The sequence below is a fragment of the Acidovorax sp. LjRoot117 genome (assembly GCF_964252695.1).
GTDB lineage: Bacteria > Pseudomonadota > Gammaproteobacteria > Burkholderiales > Burkholderiaceae_C > Acidovorax.
The window spans coordinates 735,131-761,071 of sequence record NZ_CAXUPO020000002.1; the positions used below are offsets into that span (position 1 = coordinate 735,131).

24 protein-coding genes and 2 tRNA genes are annotated in these 25,941 nt (G+C 65.9%); 14 read left to right on the forward strand and 12 right to left on the reverse strand.

Features of this window, described 5'->3' with window-relative positions:
• Nucleotides 1–77: 77 nt before the first annotated feature.
• A complete protein-coding gene (locus ACSQ3D_RS08685; protein ID WP_436126585.1) occupies nucleotides 78–2,501 on the forward strand; it encodes a YgiQ family radical SAM protein in 2,424 nt (807 codons plus the stop codon).
• Here ACSQ3D_RS08685 and ACSQ3D_RS08690 read toward each other — a convergent pair.
• The 5 genes from ACSQ3D_RS08690 to ACSQ3D_RS08710 all read right to left on the reverse strand — a co-directional run bounded on the left by ACSQ3D_RS08690 (nucleotide 2,485) and on the right by ACSQ3D_RS08710 (nucleotide 7,612).
• Nucleotides 2,485–4,317 (reverse strand): EAL domain-containing protein, encoded by a 1,833-nt coding sequence (locus ACSQ3D_RS08690; protein ID WP_436126586.1) that lies wholly within the window; start codon nucleotides 4,315–4,317, stop codon nucleotides 2,485–2,487. The genes ACSQ3D_RS08685 and ACSQ3D_RS08690 overlap by 17 nt on opposite strands.
• Entirely contained in the window at nucleotides 4,218–4,994 is a 777-nt protein-coding gene (locus ACSQ3D_RS08695) for a hypothetical protein (RefSeq protein ID WP_436126587.1), read from the reverse strand. The genes ACSQ3D_RS08690 and ACSQ3D_RS08695 overlap by 100 nt, the downstream gene beginning before the upstream one ends.
• A 323-nt stretch (nucleotides 4,995–5,317) precedes the next feature.
• Nucleotides 5,318–5,785 carry a hypothetical protein gene (locus ACSQ3D_RS08700; protein ID WP_056421493.1) on the reverse strand — a complete coding sequence of 156 codons (468 nt, stop codon included), beginning with the start codon at nucleotides 5,783–5,785 and terminating at the stop codon, nucleotides 5,318–5,320.
• Between the two features lie 184 nt (nucleotides 5,786–5,969).
• On the reverse strand, nucleotides 5,970–6,677 hold the full coding sequence (locus ACSQ3D_RS08705) for a DUF1294 domain-containing protein (RefSeq protein ID WP_436126588.1): 708 nt from the start codon (nucleotides 6,675–6,677) through the stop codon (nucleotides 5,970–5,972).
• Nucleotides 6,678–6,691: 14 nt separating this feature from the next.
• A complete protein-coding gene (locus ACSQ3D_RS08710) occupies nucleotides 6,692–7,612 on the reverse strand; it encodes a CoA transferase (RefSeq protein ID WP_436126589.1) in 921 nt (306 codons plus the stop codon).
• A gap of 227 nt (nucleotides 7,613–7,839) precedes the next feature.
• Here ACSQ3D_RS08710 and ygiD point away from each other — a divergent pair, with 227 nt between their 5' ends.
• Both ygiD and ACSQ3D_RS08720 read left to right on the forward strand, forming a co-directional pair.
• Nucleotides 7,840–8,700, forward strand: a complete 861-nt coding sequence (gene ygiD / locus ACSQ3D_RS08715) for a 4,5-DOPA dioxygenase extradiol (protein ID WP_436126590.1) — start codon at nucleotides 7,840–7,842, stop codon at nucleotides 8,698–8,700.
• A 514-nt stretch (nucleotides 8,701–9,214) separates the two neighbouring features.
• Nucleotides 9,215–9,970 carry a CHASE3 domain-containing protein gene (locus ACSQ3D_RS08720; RefSeq protein WP_436126591.1) on the forward strand — a complete coding sequence of 252 codons (756 nt, stop codon included), beginning with the start codon at nucleotides 9,215–9,217 and terminating at the stop codon, nucleotides 9,968–9,970.
• 32 nt (nucleotides 9,971–10,002) lie between these two features.
• Here the strand turns inward: ACSQ3D_RS08720 and ACSQ3D_RS08725 are convergent, their stop codons facing one another.
• Both ACSQ3D_RS08725 and ACSQ3D_RS08730 read right to left on the reverse strand, forming a co-directional pair.
• On the reverse strand, nucleotides 10,003–10,623 hold the full coding sequence (locus ACSQ3D_RS08725; protein ID WP_436126592.1) for a nucleotidyltransferase family protein: 621 nt from the start codon (nucleotides 10,621–10,623) through the stop codon (nucleotides 10,003–10,005).
• 1 nt (nucleotide 10,624) lies between these two features.
• A complete protein-coding gene (locus ACSQ3D_RS08730) occupies nucleotides 10,625–11,821 on the reverse strand; it encodes an amino acid aminotransferase (protein ID WP_436126593.1) in 1,197 nt (398 codons plus the stop codon).
• 105 nt (nucleotides 11,822–11,926) lie between these two features.
• Between ACSQ3D_RS08730 and uvrB the strand changes: the two genes are divergently transcribed.
• The 11 genes from uvrB to ACSQ3D_RS08785 all read left to right on the forward strand — a co-directional run bounded on the left by uvrB (nucleotide 11,927) and on the right by ACSQ3D_RS08785 (nucleotide 21,036).
• Nucleotides 11,927–14,017 (forward strand): excinuclease ABC subunit UvrB, encoded by a 2,091-nt coding sequence (gene uvrB, locus ACSQ3D_RS08735; RefSeq protein WP_056421411.1) that lies wholly within the window; start codon nucleotides 11,927–11,929, stop codon nucleotides 14,015–14,017.
• A 253-nt stretch (nucleotides 14,018–14,270) separates the two neighbouring features.
• Nucleotides 14,271–14,807, forward strand: coding sequence for a Fe-S cluster assembly transcriptional regulator IscR (gene iscR / locus ACSQ3D_RS08740; RefSeq protein WP_007851285.1), 537 nt, complete (start codon nucleotides 14,271–14,273; stop codon nucleotides 14,805–14,807).
• 108 nt (nucleotides 14,808–14,915) lie between these two features.
• The gene (locus ACSQ3D_RS08745) at nucleotides 14,916–16,136 is read left to right on the forward strand and encodes an IscS subfamily cysteine desulfurase (protein ID WP_056421410.1); all 1,221 of its coding nucleotides are present in this window, start codon (nucleotides 14,916–14,918) and stop codon (nucleotides 16,134–16,136) included.
• Nucleotides 16,137–16,170: 34 nt separating this feature from the next.
• Nucleotides 16,171–16,572: a Fe-S cluster assembly scaffold IscU gene (gene iscU / locus ACSQ3D_RS08750; RefSeq protein ID WP_056421409.1), complete on the forward strand. Its 402-nt coding sequence runs from the start codon at nucleotides 16,171–16,173 to the stop codon at nucleotides 16,570–16,572.
• 5 nt (nucleotides 16,573–16,577) lie between these two features.
• Nucleotides 16,578–16,901, forward strand: coding sequence for an iron-sulfur cluster assembly protein IscA (gene iscA / locus ACSQ3D_RS08755; protein ID WP_056421408.1), 324 nt, complete (start codon nucleotides 16,578–16,580; stop codon nucleotides 16,899–16,901).
• A gap of 195 nt (nucleotides 16,902–17,096) precedes the next feature.
• Nucleotides 17,097–17,615 carry a Fe-S protein assembly co-chaperone HscB gene (gene hscB / locus ACSQ3D_RS08760; protein WP_436126594.1) on the forward strand — a complete coding sequence of 173 codons (519 nt, stop codon included), beginning with the start codon at nucleotides 17,097–17,099 and terminating at the stop codon, nucleotides 17,613–17,615.
• Between the two features lie 77 nt (nucleotides 17,616–17,692).
• Complete coding sequence (hscA, locus tag ACSQ3D_RS08765) at nucleotides 17,693–19,564, forward strand: Fe-S protein assembly chaperone HscA (RefSeq protein ID WP_436126595.1); 1,872 nt, start codon at nucleotides 17,693–17,695, stop codon at nucleotides 19,562–19,564.
• 91 nt (nucleotides 19,565–19,655) lie between these two features.
• Nucleotides 19,656–19,994, forward strand: coding sequence for an ISC system 2Fe-2S type ferredoxin (gene fdx / locus ACSQ3D_RS08770; protein ID WP_056421405.1), 339 nt, complete (start codon nucleotides 19,656–19,658; stop codon nucleotides 19,992–19,994).
• An 85-nt stretch (nucleotides 19,995–20,079) separates the two neighbouring features.
• Nucleotides 20,080–20,793 (forward strand): DNA polymerase III subunit epsilon, encoded by a 714-nt coding sequence (gene dnaQ, locus ACSQ3D_RS08775; protein ID WP_056421404.1) that lies wholly within the window; start codon nucleotides 20,080–20,082, stop codon nucleotides 20,791–20,793.
• A gap of 39 nt (nucleotides 20,794–20,832) precedes the next feature.
• Nucleotides 20,833–20,907 (forward strand) — tRNA-Val (locus ACSQ3D_RS08780).
• Nucleotides 20,908–20,961: 54 nt separating this feature from the next.
• Nucleotides 20,962–21,036, forward strand: a tRNA-Val gene (locus ACSQ3D_RS08785).
• A 64-nt stretch (nucleotides 21,037–21,100) separates the two neighbouring features.
• Here the strand turns inward: ACSQ3D_RS08785 and ACSQ3D_RS08790 are convergent.
• The 5 genes from ACSQ3D_RS08790 to biuH all read right to left on the reverse strand — a co-directional run bounded on the left by ACSQ3D_RS08790 (nucleotide 21,101) and on the right by biuH (nucleotide 25,933).
• Nucleotides 21,101–22,072: an MBL fold metallo-hydrolase gene (locus tag ACSQ3D_RS08790; RefSeq protein WP_056421403.1), complete on the reverse strand. Its 972-nt coding sequence runs from the start codon at nucleotides 22,070–22,072 to the stop codon at nucleotides 21,101–21,103.
• A 107-nt stretch (nucleotides 22,073–22,179) separates the two neighbouring features.
• Nucleotides 22,180–22,923, reverse strand: a complete 744-nt coding sequence (locus ACSQ3D_RS08795; protein ID WP_436126596.1) for a GntR family transcriptional regulator — start codon at nucleotides 22,921–22,923, stop codon at nucleotides 22,180–22,182.
• 16 nt (nucleotides 22,924–22,939) lie between these two features.
• A complete protein-coding gene (locus tag ACSQ3D_RS08800) occupies nucleotides 22,940–23,626 on the reverse strand; it encodes a cysteine hydrolase family protein (RefSeq protein WP_056421401.1) in 687 nt (228 codons plus the stop codon).
• Complete coding sequence (locus ACSQ3D_RS08805; protein ID WP_436126597.1) at nucleotides 23,623–25,215, reverse strand: ABC transporter ATP-binding protein; 1,593 nt, start codon at nucleotides 25,213–25,215, stop codon at nucleotides 23,623–23,625. The genes ACSQ3D_RS08800 and ACSQ3D_RS08805 overlap by 4 nt, the downstream gene beginning before the upstream one ends.
• Nucleotides 25,216–25,231: 16 nt before the next feature.
• Entirely contained in the window at nucleotides 25,232–25,933 is a 702-nt protein-coding gene (gene biuH / locus ACSQ3D_RS08810) for a biuret amidohydrolase (protein ID WP_436126598.1), read from the reverse strand.
• Nucleotides 25,934–25,941 lie beyond the last annotated feature (8 nt).

Sequence of the window (25,941 nt, forward strand, 5' to 3'; positions counted from 1 at the left end):
AAAATCGCGGGTTACCCACCACAGCCGCGCCCCACGAGGGCCCATCCGCACATGGGCCGGCCGCGCTCCCCATCCGAATGAACGCCCCCGTCGACGTCTCCTTTTTTGCGCGTGCCGCAAAGCCATTGACCAGCTACCGCCCGTACTGGGCCAAGCGCTTTGGCACGGCCCCGTTCTTGCCGATGAGCCGCGCCGAGATGGACAAGCTGGGCTGGGACAGCTGCGACATCATCCTCGTCACCGGCGACGCGTATGTCGACCACCCGAGCTTCGGCATGTCCGTCATCGGCCGCACGCTGGAGGCCCAGGGCTTTCGCGTGGGCATCATCGCCCAGCCTGATTGGCAGAGCGCCGAGCCCTTCAAGGTGCTGGGCAAGCCCAACCTGTTCTGGGGCGTGACCGCGGGCAACATGGATTCCATGATCAACCGGTACACCGCCGACCGGAAGATCCGCAGCGACGACGCCTACACCCCCGGCGACATCGGCGGCAAGCGCCCCGACCGCGCCGCCATCGTCTACAGCCAGCGCTGCCGCGAGGCCTACAAGGACGTGCCCATCATCCTGGGCGGCATCGAGGGCAGCCTGCGCCGTATCGCCCACTACGACTACTGGAGCGACAAGGTGCGCCGCTCCATCGTGGTGGACGCCAAGTGCGACCTGCTGCTGTACGGCAACGCCGAGCGTGCCCTGGTCGAGGTGGCGCACCGCATCGCGGCGCGCGAGCCGGTCGAGAAGATCACCGACGTGCGCGGCACCGCCTTCGTGCGCCGGCCCGACGACGAGAGCGGCAAGGGCTGGTTCGAGATCGACTCCACCAGCGTGGACGAACCCGGCCGCGTGGAGGCGCACGTCAACCCCTACATGACGACGAGCGAGCAGGCCGCCGCGCAGGGCAGCACCTGCAGCAAGGATGATGCTCCTGATTCGATAGCTGCTAGCGCAGGCGCAGCAAGCGGTAGCGGCCAAAACAGCCCCAACCCTGCGATCCAGCCCATCCAGTTCGTCGCCAACCCGGCACTCAAGGCCAAGCTCAAGGTGCCGCCGCGCGACAAGAGCGTGATCCGCCTGCCCAGCTACGAGCAGGTCAAGAGCGACCCGGTGCTGTACGCCCACGCCAACCGCGTGCTGCACCTGGAGACCAACCCCGGCAACGCCCGCGCGCTGGTGCAGGCCCACGGCGAGGGCGTGACCGCCCGCGACGTCTGGATCAACCCGCCGCCCATTCCGCTGACCACGGCCGAGATGGACTATGTGTTCGACCTGCACTACGCGCGCGGCCCGCACCCGAGCTACGCCGACGAGAACGGCAGCCACGACCACGGCACCAAGATCCCCGCGTGGGAGATGATCCGCTTCAGCGTGAACATCATGCGCGGCTGCTTTGGCGGCTGCACCTTCTGCTCCATCACCGAGCACGAAGGCCGCATCATCCAGAGCCGCTCCGAGGATTCCATCATCCAGGAGATAGAGGACATCCGCGACAAGGTGAGCGGCTTCACCGGCACCATCAGCGACCTGGGCGGCCCCACGGCCAACATGTACCGCCTGGGCTGCAAGAGCCCCGAGATCGAGGCCGCCTGCCGCAAGCCCAGCTGCGTGTACCCCGGCATCTGCTCCAACCTGGGCACCAACCACGACCCGCTGATCAAGATCTACCGCCGCGGCCGTGCCTTGAAGGGCATCAAGAAGATCCTGATCGGCTCGGGCCTGCGCTACGACCTGGCGGTGAAGAGCCCCGAATACGTGAAGGAGCTGGTGCAGCACCACGTGGGCGGCTACCTCAAGATCGCGCCCGAGCACACCGAGCAGGGCCCGCTCACCAAGATGATGAAGCCGGGCATCGGCAGCTATGACAAGTTCAAGCAGATGTTCGAGAAGTTCAGCGAAGAGGCGGGCAAGAAGCAGTTCTTGATCCCGTACTTCATCGCCGCGCACCCGGGCACCAGCGACGAGGACATGATGAACCTCGCCATCTGGCTCAAGAAGAACGGTTTCCGTGCCGACCAGGTGCAGACCTTCTACCCGAGCCCTATGGCCACGGCCACGGCCATGTACCACAGCAACAAGAACCCGCTGCGCAAGATCACGCGCGACAGCGAGGCGGTGGACATCGTGCGCGGCGACAAGCGCCGCCGCCTGCACAAGGCCTTTTTGCGCTACCACGACCCGAACAACTGGCCCCTGCTGCGCGATGCGCTCAAGGCCATGGGCCGGGCCGATTTGATCGGCAATGGCAAGCACCACCTGATCCCGACCTTCCAGCCGCTGACCGATGGCGGCTACCAGAGTGCCCGCCGCAAGAATTCGACCCCCACCGGCGCCAAGGCTGCCGTGGTGCCCGCATCGCGCAGCGTGCAGCAGCCCACCAAGGGCCGCATCCTGACGCAGCACACGGGCTTGCCGCCGCGCGTGACGGGCTCTGGCACGGCGCCCGCAGGCCGGCCTGCGGCCGCAGGCGCAGGCAAGGGCAGCGGCAAGCCATTCAAGAAAGCTCGTTAGGCGGCTGCTTTGTGCCCGGTGTGCCCGGTGTGCCCGGTGTGCCCGGTGTGCCCTGAAGCTGCAGCAGTTGCGCCAGCGGCACGGGCCTTGCCACCGCATACCCCTGCGCGTAGTCCACGCCGATGAGCCGCAATGCGTCCACGATGGCGTCAGACTCCGCGAACTCGGCAATGGTCTGCTTGCCCATCACATGGCCGATGCGGTGCACCATCTCCACCATGGCCTGGCTGGTCGGGTCGTGCAGCAGGTCTTTCACGAAGGCGCCGTCGATCTTGAGATAGTGCACGGGCAGGTGCTTGAGGTAGGTGAAGGAAGACATCCCGGCGCCGAAGTCGTCCAGCGCAAACCGGCAGCCCAGTTGCTGCAGTTCCTTCATCAGGCGCACCGCGTTGGGCAGGTGCGATATCGCGCTGGTCTCGGTGATCTCGAAGCACAGCAGCGCAGGCTCCACCCCCGATTCGGTGAGGGCCGTGCGGATGTACTTGAGCAGGCTGTCGTCCCCCAGGCTGGTGCCCGAGAGGTTGATGGCGCAGGCGTGCACTGCCATCGCGCCCGGCGTGCGCTGGTGCTGTGCCAATGCCTTGAGCGTGTTGTGGATCACCCAGCGGTCGATGGAGGGCATCATTCCGTAGTGTTCGGCTGCGGGGATGAAGGCGCCGGGCGCCACCAGCGCGCCCTCTTCATCGCACAGGCGCAGCAGCACCTCCATGTGCAGTCCTTCGTCGCCGGGCGTGTGCAGTGCGCGGATGGCCTGGGCGTGCAGCTGGAACCGGTCGTGCTCCAGCGCCAGGCGCAGGCGCCGCACCCAGTCCATGTCGCCTTCGCGCCGGGTCATCTCGATGTCTTCGGGCTGGTAGATGAACACCCGGTTGCGCCCGCCTTCCTTGGCGCGGTAGCAGGCCATGTCGGCGACGCGCATGGCCTCCTGGATGGAGTTCAGGGCCGGGATGAGCTGCACCATGCCGATGGACAGGCCGGTGGTCAGCTGCTGGCCTTCCCAGTCCAGCCGCAGGTCCTGCCCGGCCTGGCGCAGCTGTTCGGCAATGCGCGCCGAGGGCCCCGCGGGACAGTCCGTGAGCAGGATGCCGAACTCGTCGCCGCCCAGCCGGGCCAGCGTGTCGCCTTCGCGCAGATGGGCTTGCAGCATGCGGCAGACCTCGCGCAGCATCTCGTCGCCGGCCTGGTGGCCGCAGGTGTCGTTGATGAGTTTGAACTGGTCCAGGTCCAGGTAGAGCAGGCACCCTTCGCGGCCCGGCTGCCGCGGGCGGCGCAGCAGGGCGTCGAGCCGCAGCTCGAACTCGCGCCGGTTGACGAGGCCCGTGAGTGCGTCGTGGCTGGCCTGCCAGGAGAGCTGCTCGACATAGTGCTGCTCACGCGTGACGTCGTGCAGCACCAGCACTGCACCCGTCACCGTGCCGTGGTGGCGCAGGGCCGAGCCCATGAGCTTGACGGGCACGGCGGTCTGGTCGGGCCGCACGATGGTGCGGTGGGAGGGTGCGTGCACCGGGCCCGCCGAAACGCTGCCGCTGTGGCCGCCCGCACCGGCCTGCAGGATGTCGGTCACCAGCGCTGCGGCGCTGGGTACCTGGCCGCCGTCACCGTCGAACTTCAGGATGTCCGCGAGCGGCTGCCCTGTTGACGGCGCTGCAGCGTGGTCCAGCAGAACCTCGGCCGCCGGGTTCATGTAGACGATCTGGCCATGGATGTCGGTGGTGATCACTGCATCGCCGATGGCGGTGAGCGTGGTGCGGGCCTGTTCACGCTCAGCGCCTGCTCGGCGCGGCGGCGCTGTGCGAGCAAGGTGTGTGTGTGCCACAGCGTCAGCAGGATCAGGGTGGCGGCCATGCCGCCGTTGAGCCACATCAGCATCTGCACGATGCGGCGCGAGCTGTCGCCCAGTGCCTCGCTGAAACTGCGGGCCACAGGCGTCACGCCGGCATTGATGTCGCGGATCGTGGCTTGCCAGTGCACGCGCGTGATCTCGTCCACCTGGCCCAGCTCGGTGTCATGGCGGATCTCGTGCGACAGGTCACGCAGCGCGTTGATGTATTCGTCGCCCACCAGCCAGAACTCCATCGGCTTTTGCACTATCTCGAAGCGGTGGAAGTAGCGCAGCAGCCAGATGAGGCTGTCGATGTCGTCCGGGTGGTTGCCGCCGTGCGCAAAGCCCTCGCGCGCCAGCGCGACCTGCACTTGTCCGGGTTGCAGCGCCAGGCGCGCCGATCGATCTCCGAGCGGGATCTGCATGGCCTGCGTGAACCGTTCGAATGCCTGGGGCGAGCCATTGGCCGCATACTGGCCCAGGTAGTAGATGGCGTCCTTTTGCCCTTTCGTCCACACGCTCTCGCCGGCCACGAAGGCGCGGACGCTGGACAGCACATAGAGGCTGGCCGTGGCGCAGGCGGCCAGCAGCAGCACCATGGCAATGAATGGCCAGGTCAGCCGCAATGTCAGCTGCAGGGGGCTCCGCTCAACCGGCTGCGACGCATCCATGGATTGATCTCCCGCCGTGGCCCAGGTCCGGGGCCTGCAGTGCTGCTCCCCGAAAAGCTGACCAGGCCGTGCTGGCTGTGCCTTCCGCAGGTTGCAGGGCGCCGTGGGGGCCTTGCCGGAAGGTCTCGACGCACTATATAGCGATCGTGCGGCGAATGCACCAAAGCTTGCGCCACCCCGATCCTCGGCCGCCTGGACCCTTGGCGTGCTTGCCGCGCAAGCCCAGAGAGAAACGGCCCACGGCAGACATGCTGCCATGGGCCGGTCGCTGGGGCGAAGGCGAAGCCTTCGATGCCCCGGGCGCTGGGCGCTGGAAGTTAGCGTTAGGGCGCCGGTGACGCTGCGCGCGTGCCTACCGTCACGGACTGCTGGTCGTCCGGGATGGCTGGGGTGATCAGGTCTTCGATGATGAAGGTGCGGTAGTAGAAGGCGGCGACTGCGCCTTCGGGGGTGATGGCGGACACGAGTGCATCGGCGTTGTCCTTGTCCGCCATCTTCACCAGCATGCCGTGGTGTCCCGCCCCGGCCAGGTCCGCAATGCGCCGGACCATGTCGCCTTCGGCGCCGACGGAGGGCAGGGGGGCATCGGCCGTGCCGAGCGTGCGCACGATGTCCTGCATGATGACCTCGGGGCTGGCGTAGGCCGCGTCGCCCTCATGCCCAGCCGCCTGCAGGGACGCGGCGGCCTGGCGCACGCAGTCTTCGTCCGGGAACAGCGCGAAAACGTGGCCGGTGGGGTAGAAGGTGCCGCCCATGTTGGTCATGGACGAATCAAGAATCAAAGGCTTCATGGCCATCTCCCGGTAGTGGTTCAACTGCCTGGATTGAACCGTGCGGCGGGATCCGGCCGTGTAGGTCGTCTGGCCTTTTTGCCGTCAGGCAGCGCACTCGTGCCTGAATGGCCCCAGACGCTCAGTGGATAAGCGCCACCAGCTATCAATACAGTAGCAATTGCCCGGTGGCGCGATGCCGTGGTCAACGGCCCAGGCCCGTGATCCACGCCGCCAGCGCCGCGCAATGCACCACCACGGTCAGCCAGTAGACCGCGCGAAACTCCGGCTTGCTCGATTTGTGCCGCAGCACCTGCTGGCCCAGCCACGCGGCCGGCCAGCCGCCAGCCAGGCCGAGCAGGTGCAGGTGCTTTTCCTGCGTGCGCCAGCGGCCATGCATGGCGGCGCTCTTGTCGGCGGCATAGGCACAGAAGGTAACCACGTTCACCGCAGCGGCTGCAGTCAGCGTCCAGCCGAGCGGCAGCTGGTGTGCAGAGATGCCCCACCCCAGCATCAACACCCAGCCGAACGTGAGTGCCAGTGCCAAGCCAGCCGATGCGGACTGGCCACCTCCGCGCCTGCCCCGGGTGCGCGCGGCCCTTGGGCTGGGGTTCGAGCGGGGTGCATTGCGGCTGCCGCGGTCTGGTCTGGGGCGCGCTGCGTCCCGGGCTGGAGGGTTGCGCGACATGTCTGTGCTGCGGGGGGCCAGCCCCGCGGGCTCGACGGCCATGGCCCTCGGCCCTTTGCCGCCGACATGGATTTCTTCGTAGTTGACGGCCAGCCCTTCGCGGGGCGGCGCGCTCCCGCGAAAGTCGCGCAGATGAAAGAACACATCGGCCGACGTGCCGGGACTGCGGATGAAGCCGAAAGCGCGCGTGGCGTCCCAGCGGATGACGGTGCCTTGTTTTTGCATCGGTCTCGGGTGCGTCAGGCCAGGGTGTGCAGGGGAATGTCCTGGGCCACCGCGAGGGCATCGAGCTGTGCCCGAGTCTGGGTGCGCAGGAATGCGGCCACGGCCTGGTGGGTGGCGGGTGCGCGCAGTACGTCGGCATCACCGCTCGCGGGCAGGCCTGCGGCGGTGCACAAACGCGCGGCAAAGTGCGGCTCCAGCGCGGCCACGGCCACGCGGCCGTCGGCGCAGGGGTAGATGCGGTAGCCCGCATGCTGGCCGCCCACATCGCCGTCGGGGGTGGTGAGCCCCCAGTCGCGGGGCTGGGCCAGCCATGCGGCAGCGTCGGCCAGTGCGACCTCGATGCACACGCCGTGGCCGCTACGGGCGCGCTCCAGCAGCGCCTGCAATACGGCTTCGCTGGCCATCAGCGCACCGCCCATGTCGGCGTAGAGCGTCGGGGGCATCTCGGTGCCGGTCACCAGGCCCGCGTCGGCCAGGTAGGTGAGGTCGTGGCCAGGCTCCTCGGCCCGTTCGGCCGCGGCGCCCACGATGCGCACCAGCGACAGGCGCGGGTAGCGCGCCTGCAGTGCATCCCACGCCAGGCCCAGCTTGCCCAGCGCCGATGGACGAAAGGACGTGATCAGGACATCCGTGCGCGCCAGTTCCTCATGCAGTACTGCCTGGCCTTCAGGGGTCTTGAGGTGCGCATGCAACACCCGCACGCCAGCGTGCAGCGTGGCGTAAGCCGCCGGGCTGTAGATGCCCATCGGGTCGGCACTGGGGTAGCCTGTCGCCGGGGGCGGCTCGAGCTTGGTGCACTCCGCGCCCAGGCGTGCGCAGCGCATCAGTGCGGCAGGGCCGGGCAGGTTGAGCGCCAGGCTCAAGATGCGGGTGCTGCGCAGGGGCTGAGGTTGAGGCTGATCGGTGGTTGCGAGGAAGGCGGTGCGAGCGGACATGGGGCGTGGCGTTGGCTGGGGGTATGGCTGGGAGCTAGCAGAGACGGCGGAGATGGCGGAGATGGCGCGACAGGTGTGGATCGGCACCGCCACTGGCTGGAACTTTTGGCGGGGGCGGGCGCTCCTTCCCTGCGTTATACATAATTTGTTACGCTCCCAGACCCATGCAACGCAGAACCTCTTTGGCGGCCCTGGCGGGCCTGGCCACCTTTCCGGGAGTTTTCTCCATGACTTCCTTGAGCCACGCCGCCGGCTTGCCGCCCTTGCAGGCGTTGAAGCCGTCGCCCCGCATGCCGGTGCTGTTCGTCGGCCACGGAAGTCCCATGAACGCGATCGAGGACAACGCATGGCGCCGCAGTTGGCAGGCCACCGGCACGGAGTTGATGGCGCGCGCGGTGCAGCCGCAGCTCATTCTGTGCGTGTCGGCCCACTGGCTCACGCGGGGAGGCTGGCAGGTCACCGGCATGGCGCAGCCCAAGACGATCCATGATTTCGGCGGCTTTCCGCAGGCGCTGTTCGACCAGCAGTACCCCGCACCGGGCGCGCCGGCGGTGGCGCGCAGCCTGGCCAAGGAGTTGAAGTCACCTGCCACGGGCGGCGCGTTGGGGGTGGACGAAGGCGAGTGGGGGCTGGACCACGGTACCTGGTCGGTGCTCAAGCCCATGTTCCCCAAGGCGGACATCCCGGTGCTGCAGCTGTCCATGGACTACAGCCGCGCCCCGGCCGAGCACTACGCGCTTGGCCAGCAGCTCAAAGGCCTGCGCGATCGCGGCGTGTTGATCGTCGGCAGTGGCAACATCGTGCACAACCTGCGTGCATCGCGCCGCGGCTCTGCCGCCAACGAGGCCTACGACTGGGCCACCGAGTTCGACACGGTGGTGCAGGACCAGATCAAGAAGGGCCAGCTCGGCGCCCTGCAGGGCTTTCAAAAACTGGGCGCCGTGGCGCAGCAGGCGCACCCTACGCACGAGCATTACCTGCCGCTGCTGTACGCCGCAGGCGCGGTGGCGCCCAGCGAAATGCCGCGGTTCTTCAACACGGGCTACCAGTCGGCGTCGATCTCGATGCGGTCGGTGCTGTGGGGTTGAGCGGCTCTTTGGGCACGCGTGCAGGTTGATCTCGTCTGCACGGGGCGGGCACTCTTGGGCTTGCGACTGCGTTGTCGCAATGCAGCTGCGCTCTGTTGTTGATGCAGCGCCTGGGTGCCAGTGGCGGCCTGGGCCCACGCGTATTTTTTCTGCCTGAGGTAGCCATGAAGACGGCGCGGCAGTGCGTGCACTCTGTATGCACGCTGCAGCCTCGCGCAGGGGGACGGGGGTGATTTGCCTTCACGCCTCACCGGCACTGAATCACTTGGCCCTGCGCTGTGGCACGGTGCGCGCGCGCAATCGGTCCCAAGCCCATACCGTCCGCGCATCGGGCTCGACGGCCACCGTTGAGCGCCCGCCGCGCGGACTACAGCCTGTCAGGTTTCCTGCCGACTGAGGGGGCCCTTGGGTCGCCATATCTTGGCGGCGAGCAGTGTTGTGCTTGCTGCATCCACCGCATGCGGTGCACATGGCGTCCCCCATCTTTTAGCGTCCCTCCCTACCGATCAACGCCATGAATTTTCAGCTGCCCCGGTCTTCAGCCGTGCCAGGTCGGGCACGCTCAGTGTTCCGTTTCGTCACCAAACCCTTGCGCAGCCTGCGCAGCCGCCGGTTCAAGGCGCCTCCGCGGCGTGTGATGGTGTGGTCGGTTTTCTCGGCGCTGCCGATGACGATGGTCGTGCTGCTGGGGACCTACTTGTCCTACCATTTTCATGAACAGCTGGTGCAAAGCCGCTCGCAGGTGGACTACACCCATCGGGTCCTGGGAGAGGTCAACCAGCTTTTCATCCTGCTGCAGGACGCCGAGACCGGGCAGCGTGGGTTCGTCATCACCGGTGACGACAGCTATCTGGACCCTTACCGGCAGGCGGTGGGCGCCACGGGGCCAGCGTTCGAGCGGCTGCGCGCGCTGTTGGTAGGCAGCGCCATTCAGAATTCGCAGATGGACAGGCTGGAGTCCCTGATCGACAGCAAGCTGGATGAGCTGCGGGAAGTGATCTTGCTGCGGCGCAGGGATGGGTTTGCCGCTGCAGGGGCGAAGATCGCCACCGGCCAGGGCAAGCAACTGATGGACGCTGTGCGCGCTGAGGTGCAAGAAGTGGTGCGAACCGAGAAGTCGCTGTTGAACCAGCGGCAGGACGTTGCCAAATTGCGCGAGCGTGAGTTGATGAAGGTGGGCATGTATGTGGCGGCGCTCTCCATCGTGATGCGCATCGTGCTGGCCGCCACACTGGTGCAGCTGCGCAAGCGCCGTCTGCTGAACGGATGACACCGCCTTATCAGATCGCTTGGCCCCACCGCTCAGGGCGACAGGCCGGCCTGCTCTGTCTTGGTGTCTTGAGCGTCTTGAATCTGCAGCCAGCTCCAGCGATGGCGGTAGCTCGCAGCCTTGGCCTGAAACAGGGGCAGATGAGGGCACTGCGGGTTGGGCCGCAGGATGCCCGCATACAACTCTGTCAAGCCATACGGCGCGTACAGCGTGGGTGCCCCGGCCGCCGCGCCCGGCTGCAAGCCCACGCAGGTGCAGGGCACCAGAAAGCGTTCGATGCCATTGCGGGCTGACTGCAGTGCGTCGTAAGGAAAGCCGAACCACTGCTCGTACCACAAGTGCACCCGGGCCTGGTTCTTGGCTTCCACAGTGATCGGCAGATCGGCGAAGAGGGCGGCGACGCGGCCCTGCACTGCGTGCTCTGCGGCTTGCGACACGTCAGCGGCGTCGAAGTAGAACAGGTCGTAGTCCTTGATGTGCGCCGTGGGTGCCCACCCGGAGCGCAGGTTCCACACCGTCTGGAACAGGCAGCCGGCCACCAGCCAGGCATCTGGCAGGCCCAGAAGTGGCAAACGCTCCAGAATGGCCGCGTTGTGCGGGTTCTGGAGCGCTTCGGTCACAAAGCGGCGCTCGAGCGCCGCTTCAGCATCCAAGTCAGACCACCTTGGCAATCGACTGGCACACGTAGTCGATGTTCTTGCTGTTGAGCGCAGCCACGCACATGCGGCCGGTGTCCGTGCCGTACACGCCGAACTCATTGCGCAGGCGCACCATCTGGTCCTTGGTCAGGCCCGAGTAGCTGAACATGCCGATCTGGGTGGTGATGAAGCTCATGTCCTGCTTCACGCCGGCAGCCTTGAGGCCATCGACCAGCTTCTGGCGCATGGCCTTGATGCGCACGCGCATTTCGGACAGCTCTTTTTCCCACAGAGCGCGCAGCTCTGGGTTGTTCAGCACCGCAGCCACCACCGCACCACCGTGGATGGGCGGGTTCGAGTAGTTGGTGCGGATCACGATCTTGAGCTGGCTCAGCACGCGGGAGGCTTCTTCCTTGTCCGTGCACAGCACCGACAGGCCGCCCACGCGCTCGCCATACAGGCTGAAGCTCTTGGAGAACGAGGTGGACACGAAGAACGTGAGGCCAGCGGCCACGAACTTCTGGATCACGGCACCGTCTTCGGCGATGCCGTGGCCAAAGCCCTGGTAGGCCATGTCGAGGAAGGGTGTCAGGCCCTTGGCCTTGACGGCGGCCACCACCTGGTCCCATTGCTCGGGAGTGATGTCGTAGCCGGTGGGGTTGTGGCAGCAGGCGTGCAGCACGACGATGGTGCCGGCAGCGGCTGCGTTCAGGCTGGCCAGGAAGCCTTCGAAGTTCACGCCGCGCTTGGCTGCGTCATAGTAGGCGTAGGTGTCGACTTCGAAGCCGGCGTTGGTGAACAGGGCGCGGTGGTTTTCCCAGCTGGGGTCGGAGATCAAGACCTTGGCGTTGGGGCTGACCTTCTTGAGGAAGTCGGCGCCGATCTTCAGGCCGCCGGTGCCGCCGATGGCCTGCACGGTGGCGACGCGGCCGGACGTGACGGGTTCGCTGACGGCGCCGAACACCAGGCTCTTGACGGCGTTGTCATACGCCACGATGCCGTCGATGGGCAGGTAGCCGCGGGCGGTGGGGGCGGACATCATGGTCTTTTCTGCGGCCTGCACGCACTGCAGCAGGGGCAGCTTGCCGTTGTCGTCGAAATAAACGCCGACGCCCAGGTTGACCTTGTTGGGGTTGGTGTCAGCGTTGAATTGCTCGTTGAGGCCCAGGATGGGGTCGCGGGGGGCCATTTCGACGGCGGTGAACAGAGACATGAAAATCCTTGAAAGGTTGTCAGTAGCGAAGAATCCAGGCGTGGTGTACTGTGCCGGGTTCCGCCGATTTTAACGGCCTGCCCACACCACTCGTTGACTGCACCCATGCCGGATATCACACAGGTCATAACGGAAAAGCAAGACGGCGAATTCGTCAGTTTCCCCGATTCACCCTTCGAGCTGTTCCAGCCGTACCCGCCTGCGGGCGACCAGCCCGAGGCCATTGCCAAGCTGGTGGAGGGCCTGAACGATGGCGAAGCCTTCCAGACCCTGCTGGGCGTGACGGGCTCGGGCAAGACCTTCACCATGGCCAACGTCATCGCCCGCATGGGTCGCCCGGCCATCATCTTCGCGCCCAACAAGACGCTGGCCGCGCAGTTGTACAGCGAGTTCCGCGAGTTCTTCCCCAAGAACGCCGTGGAGTACTTCGTGAGCTACTACGACTACTACCAGCCCGAGGCCTATGTGCCGCAGCGGGACCTGTTCATTGAAAAGGACAGCGCGATCAACGAGCACATCGAGCAGATGCGGCTGTCTTGCACCAAGAGCTTGATGGAGCGGCGCGATGTGGTCATCGTGGCCACCGTGTCGGCCATCTACGGCATCGGCGAGCCCGAGAGCTACCACCGCATGGTGATGACGCTGCGCGTGGGCGACAAGCTGGGCCAGCGAGACGTGATCGCGCAGCTTATCCGCATGCAGTACCAGCGCAACGAGGCCGATTTTTCACGCGGCAAGTTCCGCGTGCGGGGCGACACGATCGACGTGTTTCCAGCCGAGCACTCCGAGCTGGCGATCCGGATCGAGCTTTTTGACGACGAGGTGGAGAGCCTGCAGCTGTTCGACCCCTTGACCGGCCGCGTCAAGCAAAAGATACCGCGCTTCACGGTGTATCCCAGCAGCCACTACGTCACACCACGCGACAAGGTGCTCACCGCTGTGGAGACCATCAAGCTGGAGCTGGCCGAACGCCTGCAGCAACTGTTGGCCGACGGCAAGCTGGTGGAGGCGCAGCGGCTGGAGCAGCGTACCCGGTTCGATCTGGAGATGCTCAGCGAAGTAGGGCACTGCAAGGGCATCGAGAACTACACACGCCACCTGTCCGGCGCTGCGCCGGGCGACCCGCCCAGCACGCTGACGGACTACATGCCCAAGGATGCGTTGATGTTCCTGGACGAGAGCCACCAGATGATCGGCCAGCTCAACGCCATGTACAGCGGCGACCGATCGCGCAAGACGACGCTGGTGGAGTACGGCTTTCGGCTGCCGTCGGCGCTGGACAACCGCCCGCTCAAGTTCGAGGAGTTCGAGCAGCGCATGCGCCAGGCGATCTTCGTCACCGCGACCCCTGCGGAGTACGAACGCACGCATTCCGGGCAGATCGTGGACCAGGTGGTGCGTCCGACTGGGCTGGTGGACCCACAGGTCGAGGTTCGCCCCGCCACCCATCAGGTGGATGATGTGCTGCAGGAAATACGCATTCGGGTTGAAAAGCACGAGCGCGTACTCATTACCACGCTGACAAAGCGCATGGCCGAGCAACTGACCGACTACCTGACCGACAACGGCGTCAAGGTCCGCTACCTGCACAGCGACGTGGACACGGTCGAGCGGGTGGAGATCATCCGCGACCTGCGCCTGGGTGCTTTCGATGTGCTGGTGGGGATCAACCTGCTGAGGGAGGGGCTCGATATTCCCGAGGTATCGCTGGTGGCCATTCTGGATGCGGACAAGGAGGGTTTCCTGCGTGCCGAGCGCAGCCTGATCCAGACCATCGGCCGCGCAGCGCGCAACCTGAACGGCCGCGCCATCCTGTACGCCGACCGGATCACCGACTCCATGAAAAAAGCCATGGGCGAGACGGAACGACGCCGCATCAAGCAGATCGCACACAACGAGGAACACGGAATCACGCCGCGCAGCATTGTCAAGCGGGTAAGAGACCTGATTGACGGTGTGTACAGCGAAAAGGCCGGGAAGGACGCCGAACGTCTGGAGCAGGAAGCCATGCGGCGCGCCCAAGTGGAGGACATGTCCGAGAAGGACGTGGCACGCGAGATCAAGCGGCTGGAAAAGCTCATGCTGGAGCACGCGCGCAACCTGGAATTCGAGCAGGCTGCCCGCGTGCGGGACCAGCTGACGAGGCTCAAGGACCAGGCGTTCGGTGCGCACGGAAATGATTCGGTGGCCTTGTGAATGGGCGTTGGAAGTGTCGGGTTAAGACATTGCTGATCAAATTGCGACCAGTTGGTTTTTTATCCCGACCAATTCGATAGGGATTTGTGTTATACTTGCACAAAACACTCAAGAAAACAGCCCAGCGATGAAGGGCTCCTTGCACGCCTTTGCAGGTGATCGCACGGAGAAGGGGCGGAGACGGTGCCTCACTGGCCATCAGCCAGTGGCGGCGGTTTCTACAACGAACAAGCCTTAGCACAAGGAGCTTGCGATGCGTCTCACAACCAAAGGCCGTTTTGCGGTCACCGCCATGATCGATTTGGCCCTGCGCCAGAACAATGGCCCTGTCACGCTGGCCGCGATCAGCCAGCGCCAGCAGATCTCGCTGTCGTACCTCGAGCAGCTGTTCGGCAAACTGCGCCGCCATGAATTGGTCGAATCGACCCGCGGCCCCGGTGGCGGCTACACCCTGGCCCGCAAGGCGGGCGACATCACCGTGGCGGACATCATCGTGTCGGTGGACGAACCCATCGACGCGACCCAGTGCGGAGGCAAGGAAAACTGCCTGGGCGAAGCCGGCCGCTGCATGACGCACGAACTGTGGGCTTCGCTGAACCAGCGCATGGTGGAGTTTCTGGACTCCGTCACGCTGCAAAAGCTGGTGGAAGAGCAGCTTGCCAAGGGTGTGCAGATCGAGGACAAGCCCGTGGTGCGCCGCGCGATCTCCACGACGCCGGTGGTCAAGCCCATCCGCGTGAATGCCCCGAACTCCGTCTTTGCCCTGGGCAACGTCTTCGCGAAGTCTTGAGCCTCGGTGCGCCGTGCTGGCCCTGGGGTCGGCACCGCCCTGAACGTTATTTGAACATCGACCTTCTTCCAGCAAATCTGCCAGCCAGAAACCTCTACTGAGCCAGCCATGGACATGACCCCGCACTTCCCCATCTATCTCGACTACGGCGCCACCACTCCGGTGGACCCGCGCGTGGTGGACGCCATGATTCCCTGGCTGCGCGAGCATTTCGGCAACGCGGCCTCGCGCAGCCACGCCTGGGGCTGGGAGGCGGAAGAAGCGGTAGAGAATGCCCGCGGCCAGGTGGCCGACCTGATCGGCGCCGACCCGCGCGAAATCGTCTGGACCAGCGGCGCCACCGAATCGATCAACCTGGCTCTGAAGGGTGCCGCCCAGTTCTACAAAGGCAAGGGCAAGCATCTCATCACGCTCAAGACCGAGCACAAGGCCGTGCTGGACACCATGCGCGAGCTGGAGCGACAGGGCTTCGAGGTCACCTACCTCGACGTGCAGGAAGACGGCCTGGTCAACATGGACGCCCTCAAGGCGGCCATCCGCCCTGACACCATCCTCATCAGCGTGCTGTTCGTGAACAACGAAATCGGCGTGATCCAGGACATTCCGGCCATCGGCGCACTGTGCCGTGAGAAGGGCATCTTGTTTCACGTCGACGCGGCCCAGGCCACCGGCCGTGTGGCGATCGACATGGCCACGCTGCCCGTCGACCTGATGAGCATGACGGCGCACAAGACCTACGGCCCCAAGGGCATCGGCGCACTGTTCGTGCGCCGCAAGCCCCGCGTGCGCCTGGAAGCCCAGATGCACGGCGGCGGCCACGAGCGCGGCATGCGCTCGGGCACCTTGCCCACACACCAGATCGTGGGCATGGGCGAGGCCTTCCGCATCGCCAAGGAAGAAATGGCCGAAAGCAATGCCAAGGCCCATGCGCTGCAGCAGCGCCTGCTGGACGGCCTGAAGGACATCGAGCAGGTGTTCATCAACGGCAGCATGGAACGCCGCGTGCCGCAGAACCTGAACATGAGCTTCAACTACGTCGAAGGCGAGTCGCTCATCATGGGCATCAAGGGTCTGGCAGTGTCGTCCGGCTCCGCCTGCACGTCTGCCAGCCTGGAACCCAGCTACGTGCTGCGCGCCCTGGGCCGCAGCGACGAGCTGGCGCACAGCAGCCTGCGCATGACCATCGGCCGCTTCACCACGGAAGAAGAGATCGACTACGCGATTTCCACCATCCGCGAGAACGTCGCCCGCCTGCGCGAGCTGAGCCCCTTGTGGGAGATGTACAAGGACGGCATCGACATCAGCACCATCCAGTGGGCTGCGCACTGATCCCCAATATCCGAAGATTCAAGAGGTACACATCATGGCTTACTCAGACAAAGTGGTAGACCACTACGAGAACCCCCGCAACGTGGGTTCGTTCGACAAGGGTGATGATTCGGTGGGCACCGGCATGGTGGGCGCGCCAGCCTGCGGCGACGTGATGAAGCTGCAGATCAAGGTCAACCCTGCCACCGGCGTGATCGAAGACGCGCGCTTCAAGACCTACGGCTGTGGCTCTGCCATTGCTTCGTCGTCGCTCGTGACCGAATGGGTCAAGGGCAAGACGCTGGATGAAGCCGCGGCGCTCAAGAACAGCGAAATCGCCGAAGAGCTCGCGCTGCCGCCGGTCAAGGTGCACTGCTCGATCCTCGCGGAAGACGCCATCAAGGCCGCCGTGCTGGACTACAAGACCAAACACGCAGCCACTGCCACTGCTGCCTGATTGCCATGGCCATTACGCTGACTGAAGCCGCTGCCCGGCATGTGAACCGGTACCTGTCCCGCAGGGGCAAGGGGCTGGGCGTGCGCCTGGGCGTCAAGACGACGGGGTGCTCTGGCCTGGCCTACAAGCTGGAATATGTGGATGACACCCAGCCCGAAGACATCGTGTTCGAGAACCACGGCGTCAAGGTGCTGATCGACCCCAAGAGCCTTGCGTACATCGACGGTACCGAGCTCGACTTCGTGCGTGAAGGCCTCAACGAGGGCTTCAAGTTCAACAACCCCAATGAGCGGGATCGTTGCGGCTGCGGAGAGAGCTTCCGCGTCTGAGGTATGAACCGCCCCGTGAGCTGCGTAGCGCCTTGCCCCTCTCCCGTGGGAGTGGGGCGCCCAACGGGGCTTGGCAGAGTGAGCACTGCGGTGGCACTGGTGGCAGCCGTATCGGTTTCATGGGCTGTGGGCAGTGCTTAGCGCGATGGACAACCACCTGACAAACCGCCCCCGTTGGCGGTTTTTTCTTGGCCTATGAACCTGCAATCTGACGACTTTGAACTCTTTGGCCTGGATCGCCGCTTTGCGCAGGATCGCAGCGCCATCGATGCGCGCTGGAAAGAGCTGCAGCGCGAGGCGCACCCGGACAAGTTCGCCGCCCAGAGCGCTGCCGCCCAGCGCGTGGCCATGCAGTGGTCGGTGCGCATCAACGAGGCCTATCAGCGCCTGAAGGACCCCATGCGCAGGGCGTCCTACCTGTGCGAGCTCCACGGTGCGCCCATCCGTGCCGAGGACAACACGGCAATGCCTGCCGCGTTCCTCATGCAGCAGATGGAGTGGCGCGAGGCGCTCGAAGAGGCGCAGGCGGACTCCGAACTCGATGCGTTGGACGACACCGTGGCGCAGGCGCGCCGGGCGGCGCTGGCAGCCTGCGAGGCGTTGATCGACCGACAGCACGACCATGCGGGCGCCGCGCAGCAGGTCAGAGCCCTCATGTTCATTGCGCGATTTGCCGACGACATCGAGCGCCGGCGAGAGCAACTGGGACAATAGCCCCCGTTTCTTGTGTTTCCCCTCCAGAAGCAGGCCGTGACCGTGGCCTGCCTTCCTCGTTAGAGATACCGAATTCCATGGCGCTTTTGCAGATTTCCGAGCCCGGCCAGTCCCCCGACCCGCACCAGCGGCGCATAGCCGTGGGCATTGATTTGGGAACCACGCATTCTCTGGTCGCGGCCGTGCGCAATGGCGTTGCCGAATGCCTGCCCGACGCGCAGGGCAGGGTGCTGCTGCCCTCGGTGGTGCGCTACCTGGGCAACGGCGGCCGCCAGATCGGCTACGACGCGGTGACAGCCCAGACGCAGGATGCGCGCAACACCATTGCGTCCGTCAAGCGCTTCATGGGCCGTGGCCTGCGCGATGTGGCCGATGCCGACAAGCTTCCGTACGACTTCGTATCGGGCAATGGGCCGCAGTCCGAAGGCATGGTGAGCCTGGACACAGCCGATGGCGTCAAGTCGCCAGTGGAAGTCAGTGCAGAGATCCTGGCCACGCTGCGCTACCGCGCGGAAGACACCTTCAACGACGACCTTTACGGCGCGGTCATCACCGTGCCTGCCTACTTCGACGACGCGCAGCGCCAGGCCACCAAAGACGCCGCCAAGCTGGCCGGCATCCATCTGCTGCGCCTCATCAACGAGCCGACGGCCGCGGCCATCGCTTACGGTCTGGACAACGCGAGCGAGGGTGTGTACGCCGTGTACGACCTGGGCGGCGGCACCTTCGACATCTCCATCCTGCGGCTCACGCAGGGCGTGTTCGAGGTGATAGCCACCGGTGGCGACTCTGCCCTGGGCGGTGACGACTACGACGCAGCCTTGGCAGACTGGGTGCTGGCGCAGTTGAAGCTGCAGGTGACGACCCCTGCCGACAAGGCGGCCGTGCGGATGGCCGCGCGGGCCTGCAAGGAGGCGCTGACCACTACTGATTTGATAGCGTTCAGCGCGCATCTATCGGGCGGTAGCGTGCATTTCGACGTCAAGAAATCTGATTTTGAAGCCGCAACCGCCGACCTGACCGCCCGCTCGATGGCCGCTGTGCGCCGCGCCTTGCGCGATGCGCACCTGGCCCGCGACGAAGTGCAGGGCGTGGTGATGGTGGGGGGCTCCACCCGCATGCCGCAGGTGCAGCGTGCCGTGGCCGAATTCTTTGGCAAGCAGCCGCTGAACAACCTGAACCCTGACGAGGTGGTGGCCCTGGGCGCGTCGGTGCAGGCCAACCAGCTGGCGGGCAACGACACCGCTGGGGACCTGCTGCTGCTGGACGTGACACCGCTGTCGCTGGGCATCGAAACCATGGGCGGGCTGGTGGAGCGCATCGTGGCCCGCAACGAAACCATCCCCACCGCCAAGGCGCAGGACTTCACCACCTACAAGGACGGCCAGACCGCGCTGGCCATCCACGTGGTGCAAGGCGAGCGCGACCTGGTGCAGGACTGCCGCAGCCTGGCGCGCTTCGAGTTGCGCGGCATTCCGCCCATGGCGGCCGGTGCCGCCCGCATCCGCGTGACCTTCACGGTCGACGCGGATGGCCTGTTGAGCGTGAGCGCCAAGGAGCAGGGCAGTGGCGTGGAGGCGCGCATCGACGTGAAGCCGTCGTACGGCCTCTCGGACGACGAGATCGCCCGCATGCTGCAGGATGGCTTTGCGACGGCCGCGCAGGACATGAAGGCGCGCGCCGTGGTCGAAGCCCGGGTGGATGCCGACCGCATGCTCATCGCCACGCAAAGCGCACTGGATGCAGATGGCGACGTGCTCACCGCGGAAGAGCGCACACGCATCGAGGCCTTGATGGCCTCCTTGCGCGGGCAGCGCGAGGTGGACGATGCCGCCGTGATCGAAGCCGCGACCGAGGCCCTGGCCAAAGGCACCGAAGCCTTTGCGGCCCAGCGCATGAACCGTGGCATCCAGCAGGCGCTGGCGGGCAAGAACGTTCAGGCGCTCTGACGCCGACTCGACATCAGCCCCCGACAAAACCCGACAAAACCCGAAAAGACGACCGAGACGACCCGTCCAGACGACAAGAAGAAACGACCCCATGCCCGTCATCAAGATCCTTCCCCATCCCGAATACTGCCCTGCAGGCACGGAGATCACCGCGGCTGCGGGCACATCGATCTGCGAGGCGCTGCTCGAGAACCACATCAACATCGAGCACGCCTGCGACATGAGCTGCGCCTGCACCACCTGCCATGTCATCGTGCGCCAGGGTCTTCATTCACTCAACGAGGCCGAAGAAGAAGAGGAAGACCTGCTCGACCGTGCCTGGGGCCTGGAGCCCCAATCGCGCCTGTCGTGCCAGGCCATCCTGGCGCAGCAGGACGTTGTGGTGGAGATTCCCAAATACACCATCAACCACGCCAAGGAGAACCACTGATGCGCGCGGCGACGGGCCACACCCAGCAAGGTTGCGCCTCCTTGGGGGGCTGCGTGGACACGGCATGCCAAGCCTGGGGGCGCGCATGACCCGCCAGATCGTTCTCGACACCGAAACCACCGGCCTGTCGGCCGACAGCGGCGACCGCATCATCGAGCTCGGTTGCGTCGAGCTTCTGAACCGCAAGCTCACGGGCAACAACCTGCACCTGTACTTCAACCCGGGCCGCGACAGCCATGAAGATGCTTTGAAAGTGCACGGCATCAGCAACGAGTTCCTGAAGGACAAGCCCAAGTTTGCGGAAGTGGCCGATGAGATCCTGCAGTACCTGCAGGGCGCTGAAATCATCATCCACAACGCCGCGTTCGACGTCGGCTTCCTGAACAAGGAGCTGGAGCTGATCGGACGGCCCGCGTTTCGCACCTACGTGGAAAGCGTCACCGACACGCTGGCCATGGCCAAGGAGATGTACCCCGGCAAGCGCAATTCGCTGGATGCCCTGTGCGACCGCTTGGGCGTGGACAACTCCAGCCGCACACTGCACGGCGCGCTGCTGGACGCCGAGCTGCTGGCCGATGTGTACATCAACCTCACGCGGGGCCAGGACGCGCTGCTGATTGCCGACGATGGCGACGAGGGCGCGGACGGACTGCCGATCGTCGCGGTGGATCTGCGCACTTTCAGCTTGCCGGTGCTGAGTGCCAGCGAGGCCGAGAATGTGGCGCACGAAGAGGTGCTGGCACAAATCGACAAGGCCAGCGGCAGCAAGACAATCTGGCGAAAATTTGAAAACGCCTGAAAAGTTGTGCCATAATCGAAGGCTTGTCGGAGCGACGACGGGAGATTAGCTCAGGGGTAGAGCACTGCATTCACACTGCAGGGGTCGCAAGTTCGAAACTTGCATCTCCCACCAAGCACGCTCGCAGACAAGCCACGGCAAAGTCCTTTTTTCGAAGGACGGAGCTGCGGGAGATTAGCTCAGGGGTAGAGCACTGCATTCACACTGCAGGGGTCGCAAGTTCGAAACTTGCATCTCCCACCAATTCAAAATCCTTGCAGGCTTAGGGCTTGCAAGGATTTTTTCGTTGCGGCGCGTACAAGCCCGCTCAGTTGCTGGCCTTGCCGCAGCCAGCGGCGCACAGGCCCGAGGCCGCGAACTCCATGGTCCGCCCCGACAGCGGCACGATGACCGGAACGCGCGATGCCTTGATGAAGGCTTCCGTCTTGCTCCCCGGGCGCACCACCCCGTCCACCGTGCCGACCTCGTTGACATGTGAGGCGATCACGGATGCCGGCTTGACCAGTTCGTTGATCACGAAGGCGGCTTCCGCAGGGCCGGTGCTGAAGCCGTCGCCGATGTTCATCACCGCGAGCTTGGCCTTGTAGTAGTCACGCACCACGCGTTCCTGGTCGGCGGTGATGCCCGTATCGCCCGACAGGTAGGCCACCAGCCCGTTGCTGAAAGTCAGCACGTATCCGGTTGCCAGGCCAACGTCACCGGCAATGCCGGCCGCCTTCATCGCATCGCCCAGCTGGCCTCCGATGTAGTCCGGGTCGACGCCGTTGCTGTGCATGGCCGTCACCGTGGCGATGCGCACGCCGGCGACCGTGACGCTGCCGCCGAAGCGCGCCAGCATCGAGTTGGCCGGGTCGCCGCCGTTGGCCTTGAGCTTGGCCGCGAAGAAGGGCGGCATCTCGCTGCCGGTCACGATCTTGGACTTTTTGGCCAGCGCGATGTTCACCGCGTTGGAGTTGGGCAGGGCCGAGACCGACATGTCGGGGCTGGCACAGGTCCCCGAATTGGGCGCCGCGTTGTGCGCGTTGCCCACATGGTCACCATGCATGTGGCTCACGAGGATGATGTCGATCTTGCCCAGGCGCGGGTCACTGGCGCCGGCCACCGTGCGGCCCGGGTCGTACAGCACGCGCGTGCCGTTGGGGTCCTCGAAGACCAGGGCCCGGTCTTGCGGGCACAGCTCACCCTCGATGCCGCCCAACGGCGTCACCTTCACGTTCTGGGCCTGGGCCGACAAAGCGGCGACCAGGAAGAGGGCAGCGGCAGAGCACTTCAAGCGCATGGCATCTCCTCATTCGGTGGGTGGGCCGGGCTGCGACTGCTGCCGCAGCCCGCAGCCCGCAACCCGCAACCCGCAACCCGCAACCCGCAACCCGCAGATTGTGTCACTTACCCGGCACTGGACCCAAGACGCGCCATGTGCACCTGGTGCAGGGTGATCTTGCGCACTTCGGCCTGGCTGGTCTGGATGTGGGCGCGCAGCAGCATGGCGGCCTGGTCGCCGCGGTGCGCGCGGATGGCCTTGAGGATGGTGGCGTGCTCATCGTACGTGGCATCGATGCGCGCCTGCTGCGTGAAGTCGAGCCGGCGGATGATGCGGATGCGCTCGGTCACGTCGCGGTGCACGCGCGTCATCTCGGCATTGCCGGCGGCGCGCACCAGCGCGCAGTGGAATGCCTCGTCCCAGGCTGCCACCTGCAGGGTGTCGGTGCTGCGCTGGTCCGGCGGCACCAGCCAGATGTTGTTGAGTTCGTCGAGCAACCGGTGGTCGACCTGGATGGACTTGAGAGCGCCCGTGCCTTCGTCGCACAGGCGGTGCACGGCCGTGGTCTCCAGCACCATGCGCAGGTCGTAGAGCTGCTCGAACTGGTCGAAGTCGAAAGGCAGCACGCGCCAGCCGCTGCGAAACAGCACCTCCACGTAGCCCTCCTGCTGCAGGCGCACCAGGGCCTGGCGCACGGGCGTGCGCGAGACGCCCAGCCGTTCGCAGATCTCGTTCTCGGTGAAGCGGTCGCCCGGCACCAGCTTGAACTCACCCACGTCGCGCTTGAGTTGGGCGTACACATCGTCGGCGCGCGAGTTGCGCACCGGTTTCGTCTTGGAAGGAGGGGGGGCGGGGCGGGGGGGCTGCACAGGGCGACTTTAGCAACTACGGGGCCAGCAACGCGTCGGCCAATCGCGGCAGCAACGCGGCCGACGGAGCGGTCCAGCCGACGATGGCGCCCTGGGCGCGCAGCATCTCGATGGCGGCTGCCTTGAAATGGGGGAAATAGCTCTCGGTGCAGTCTTCGAGCAGCAGGCCATCATACCCGCGGTCATTGGCCTCGCGCATGCTGGTCTGCACGCAGACCTCGGTGGTCACGCCCATGAAGACGAGGTGGGTGATGCCGCGCGCTTGCAGCGTTTCGTGCAGGCCCGTGGCGTAGAACATCCCCTTGCCGGGCTTGTCGACGACGATCTCGCCCACCACCGGCGCCAGCGCGGGGATGATCTGGTTGCCCGGCTCTCCCGCCACCAGGATGCGGCCCATGGGCCCCGCGTCGCCGATGCGCAATTGTGGGTTGCCGCGCAGGCGCTTGGCGGGCGGACAGTCGGACAGGTCGGGCCGGTGCGATTCGCGCGTGTGCACGACCAGGCCGCCCGCGGCGCGCCAGGCCAGGAGCACGGCCTGGCAGGCCGGCACGATGGCTTCGAGCAAAGACACGTCGTTGCCCAGCGTCTCGCCAAAGCCGCCGGGCTCGATGAAGTCGCGCTGCATGTCGATGATCACCAGCGCGGTGTGCGGCAGCGAGAAGCGGTAGTCGAAAGGGTGGGCGTGGATGGTCGTCAGGCTCATGCCGCTTCCTGGTGGGGTGTGTGATCGTGTCCGCCGCCCATGTAGGCGCCCAGCACATGGCGCTCGGCGATGGCGGAGGGGGTTTCGTGGACGATGCGGCCTTCGCTCATGACCACGATGCGGTCGGCCAGCTCCAGCAGCTCGTCCAGGTCTTCGCTGATGAGCAGCACGGCCCCGCGGCGCTCGCGCACGCCCAGGATGCGAGCATGGATCTCTGCCACGGCCGCAAAGTCCAGCCCGAACACCGGGTTGGCGGCGATCAGCACATTGATCTCGCCCGCCAGCTCGCGCGCCAGCACCGCGCGCTGCACGTTGCCGCCCGACAGGCTGCGGATGGGGGCGCCTTCCCCCTGGGTCTTGACGCCGTAGCCAGCGATCCACTCGCGTGCCCGGCTGCGCCAGGTGGAAAAACGCAGCACGCCGCCCGTTGACAACGGCGGTTGGTCGAAGTCGCGCAGGGCCATGTTCTCGGCCACCGACAGGTCGCCCACGCAGGCATTGCGCAGCGGCTCCTCGGGCAGGCTGCGTACCCTGAGTTCACGGTTCTGCGCGCGCGTGGCCGTGTAGTCCCGGCCCAGCACCTGCACTTTGCCGGCCAGGCGCGGGCGCTGGCCCACCAGCGCCTCGACCAGCTCGCGCTGGCCGTTGCCCGACACGCCGGCCACGCCCAGCACCTCGCCCCTGCGCACCGACAGATCGAGGCCATGCAGGGCGAGGGTGCCACGGTCGCCGAGGGCCTGCAGGCCTTCCACCTGCAGCGCGACCTCGCCCGGCGGGTTGTCCGTATCTGCTGTCGCTGCCGCGCTGGCTGCGGGTGGCGAGGCGTTGGCGGCATCGCCCATCATGGCCTGTGCCAGCGCCTGAGGGCCGGTGTCGGCCACCCGGCCGTGGTGCACAGCCTGGCCGCGGCGCAGCACGGTCACCGCATCGGCATAGGCCATCACTTCACGGAACTTGTGCGTGATGATGATGACGCTGCACTGGCCGCTGCGTGCAAAGGTGCGCACATGGCCCAGCACCTCGTCGGCCTCCTGCGGGGTCAGCACCGAGGTGGGTTCGTCCAGGATCAACAGGCGCGGGCGCAGGTACAGCTGCTTGAGCAGTTCGAGCTTCTGCTTTTCGCCGGCTGCCAGTTCCGACGGGCGGGCATCCAGGTCCAGCCGGAAGGGCGTGGTGGCCAGAAAGGCCTGCAGCTCGGCCCGCTGGGCGCGCCAGTCGATCACCGCCGGGGTTTGGCCACCGGCCAGCAGCAGGTTCTCGGCTACCGTCATCCCCGGCGCCAGTGTGAAGTGCTGGTAGACCATGCCGATGCCCAGGCTGCGCGCGACGATGGGGTTTGCGATGGCCTGCTCGCGCCCGTCCAGCAGAATGGCGCCTTCCTCGGCCCTCTGGAAGCCCGCCACGCACTTGACCAGCGTGCTCTTGCCCGCGCCGTTCTCGCCCAGCAGGGCGTGCACGCTGCCGGGCTCCACGCGCATGTTCACGCGGTCCATGGCGGTGAAGCTGCCAAAGCGCTTGGTCAGGTTCCAGGTCTCCAGCGCCAATGCACCGGTGCCTGTGGGCAGCGCGCCTATGGGTTGGTCGGGCATGGGACTTCCTTTTCCTTCAAGCCAATGCGGCCAGTAGTGCGCCAGACGTGGCATGCGCACCGAACACGCCGCCCTGCATGGTCACCATGTTCAACGCAGCCTGGTGGTTGGCGGGGTCGGTGGCCGCCGTGCAGTCGGACAGCAGCAGGCACTCGTAGCCCCGGTCATTGGCCTCGCGCATGGTGGTGTGCACGCAGACATCGGTGGTGATGCCCGCGAGGATCAGGTTCTGCACGCCCGTAAGCTGCAGCACCATGTCCAGGTCAGTGGCGTAGAACGAGCCCTTGCCCGGCTTGTCGATCACCACCTCGCCGAGCAGCGGCGCGAGTTCGGGGATCAGCTCCCAACCCGGCTCGCCGCGCACCAGGATGCGCCCGCAGGGCCCGGCATCGCCGATGCCCAGGCCCTCCTTGCCGATCTGGCGCGAGCGCCAGCGCTTGTTGGCCGGCAGGTCGGCCAGGTCCGGGCGGTGCCCCTCGCGGGTGTGGATGACGCGAAAGCCCTGTGCACGCATCGCCGGCAGCAGGCGCTGCAGCGGCGCGATGGGCGCGCGCGTGAGGGCGATGTCGTAGCCCATCACGTCCACATAGCCGCCGATGCCGCAGAAGTCGGTCTGCATGTCGATCACGAGCAGCGCCGTGTTGTCCGGGCGCAGGTCGCCGTTGTAGGGCCAGGCGTAGGGATTGGCCTGGACGTGCCGGGTGGTCGCTGTGGTCACGTGGGAGG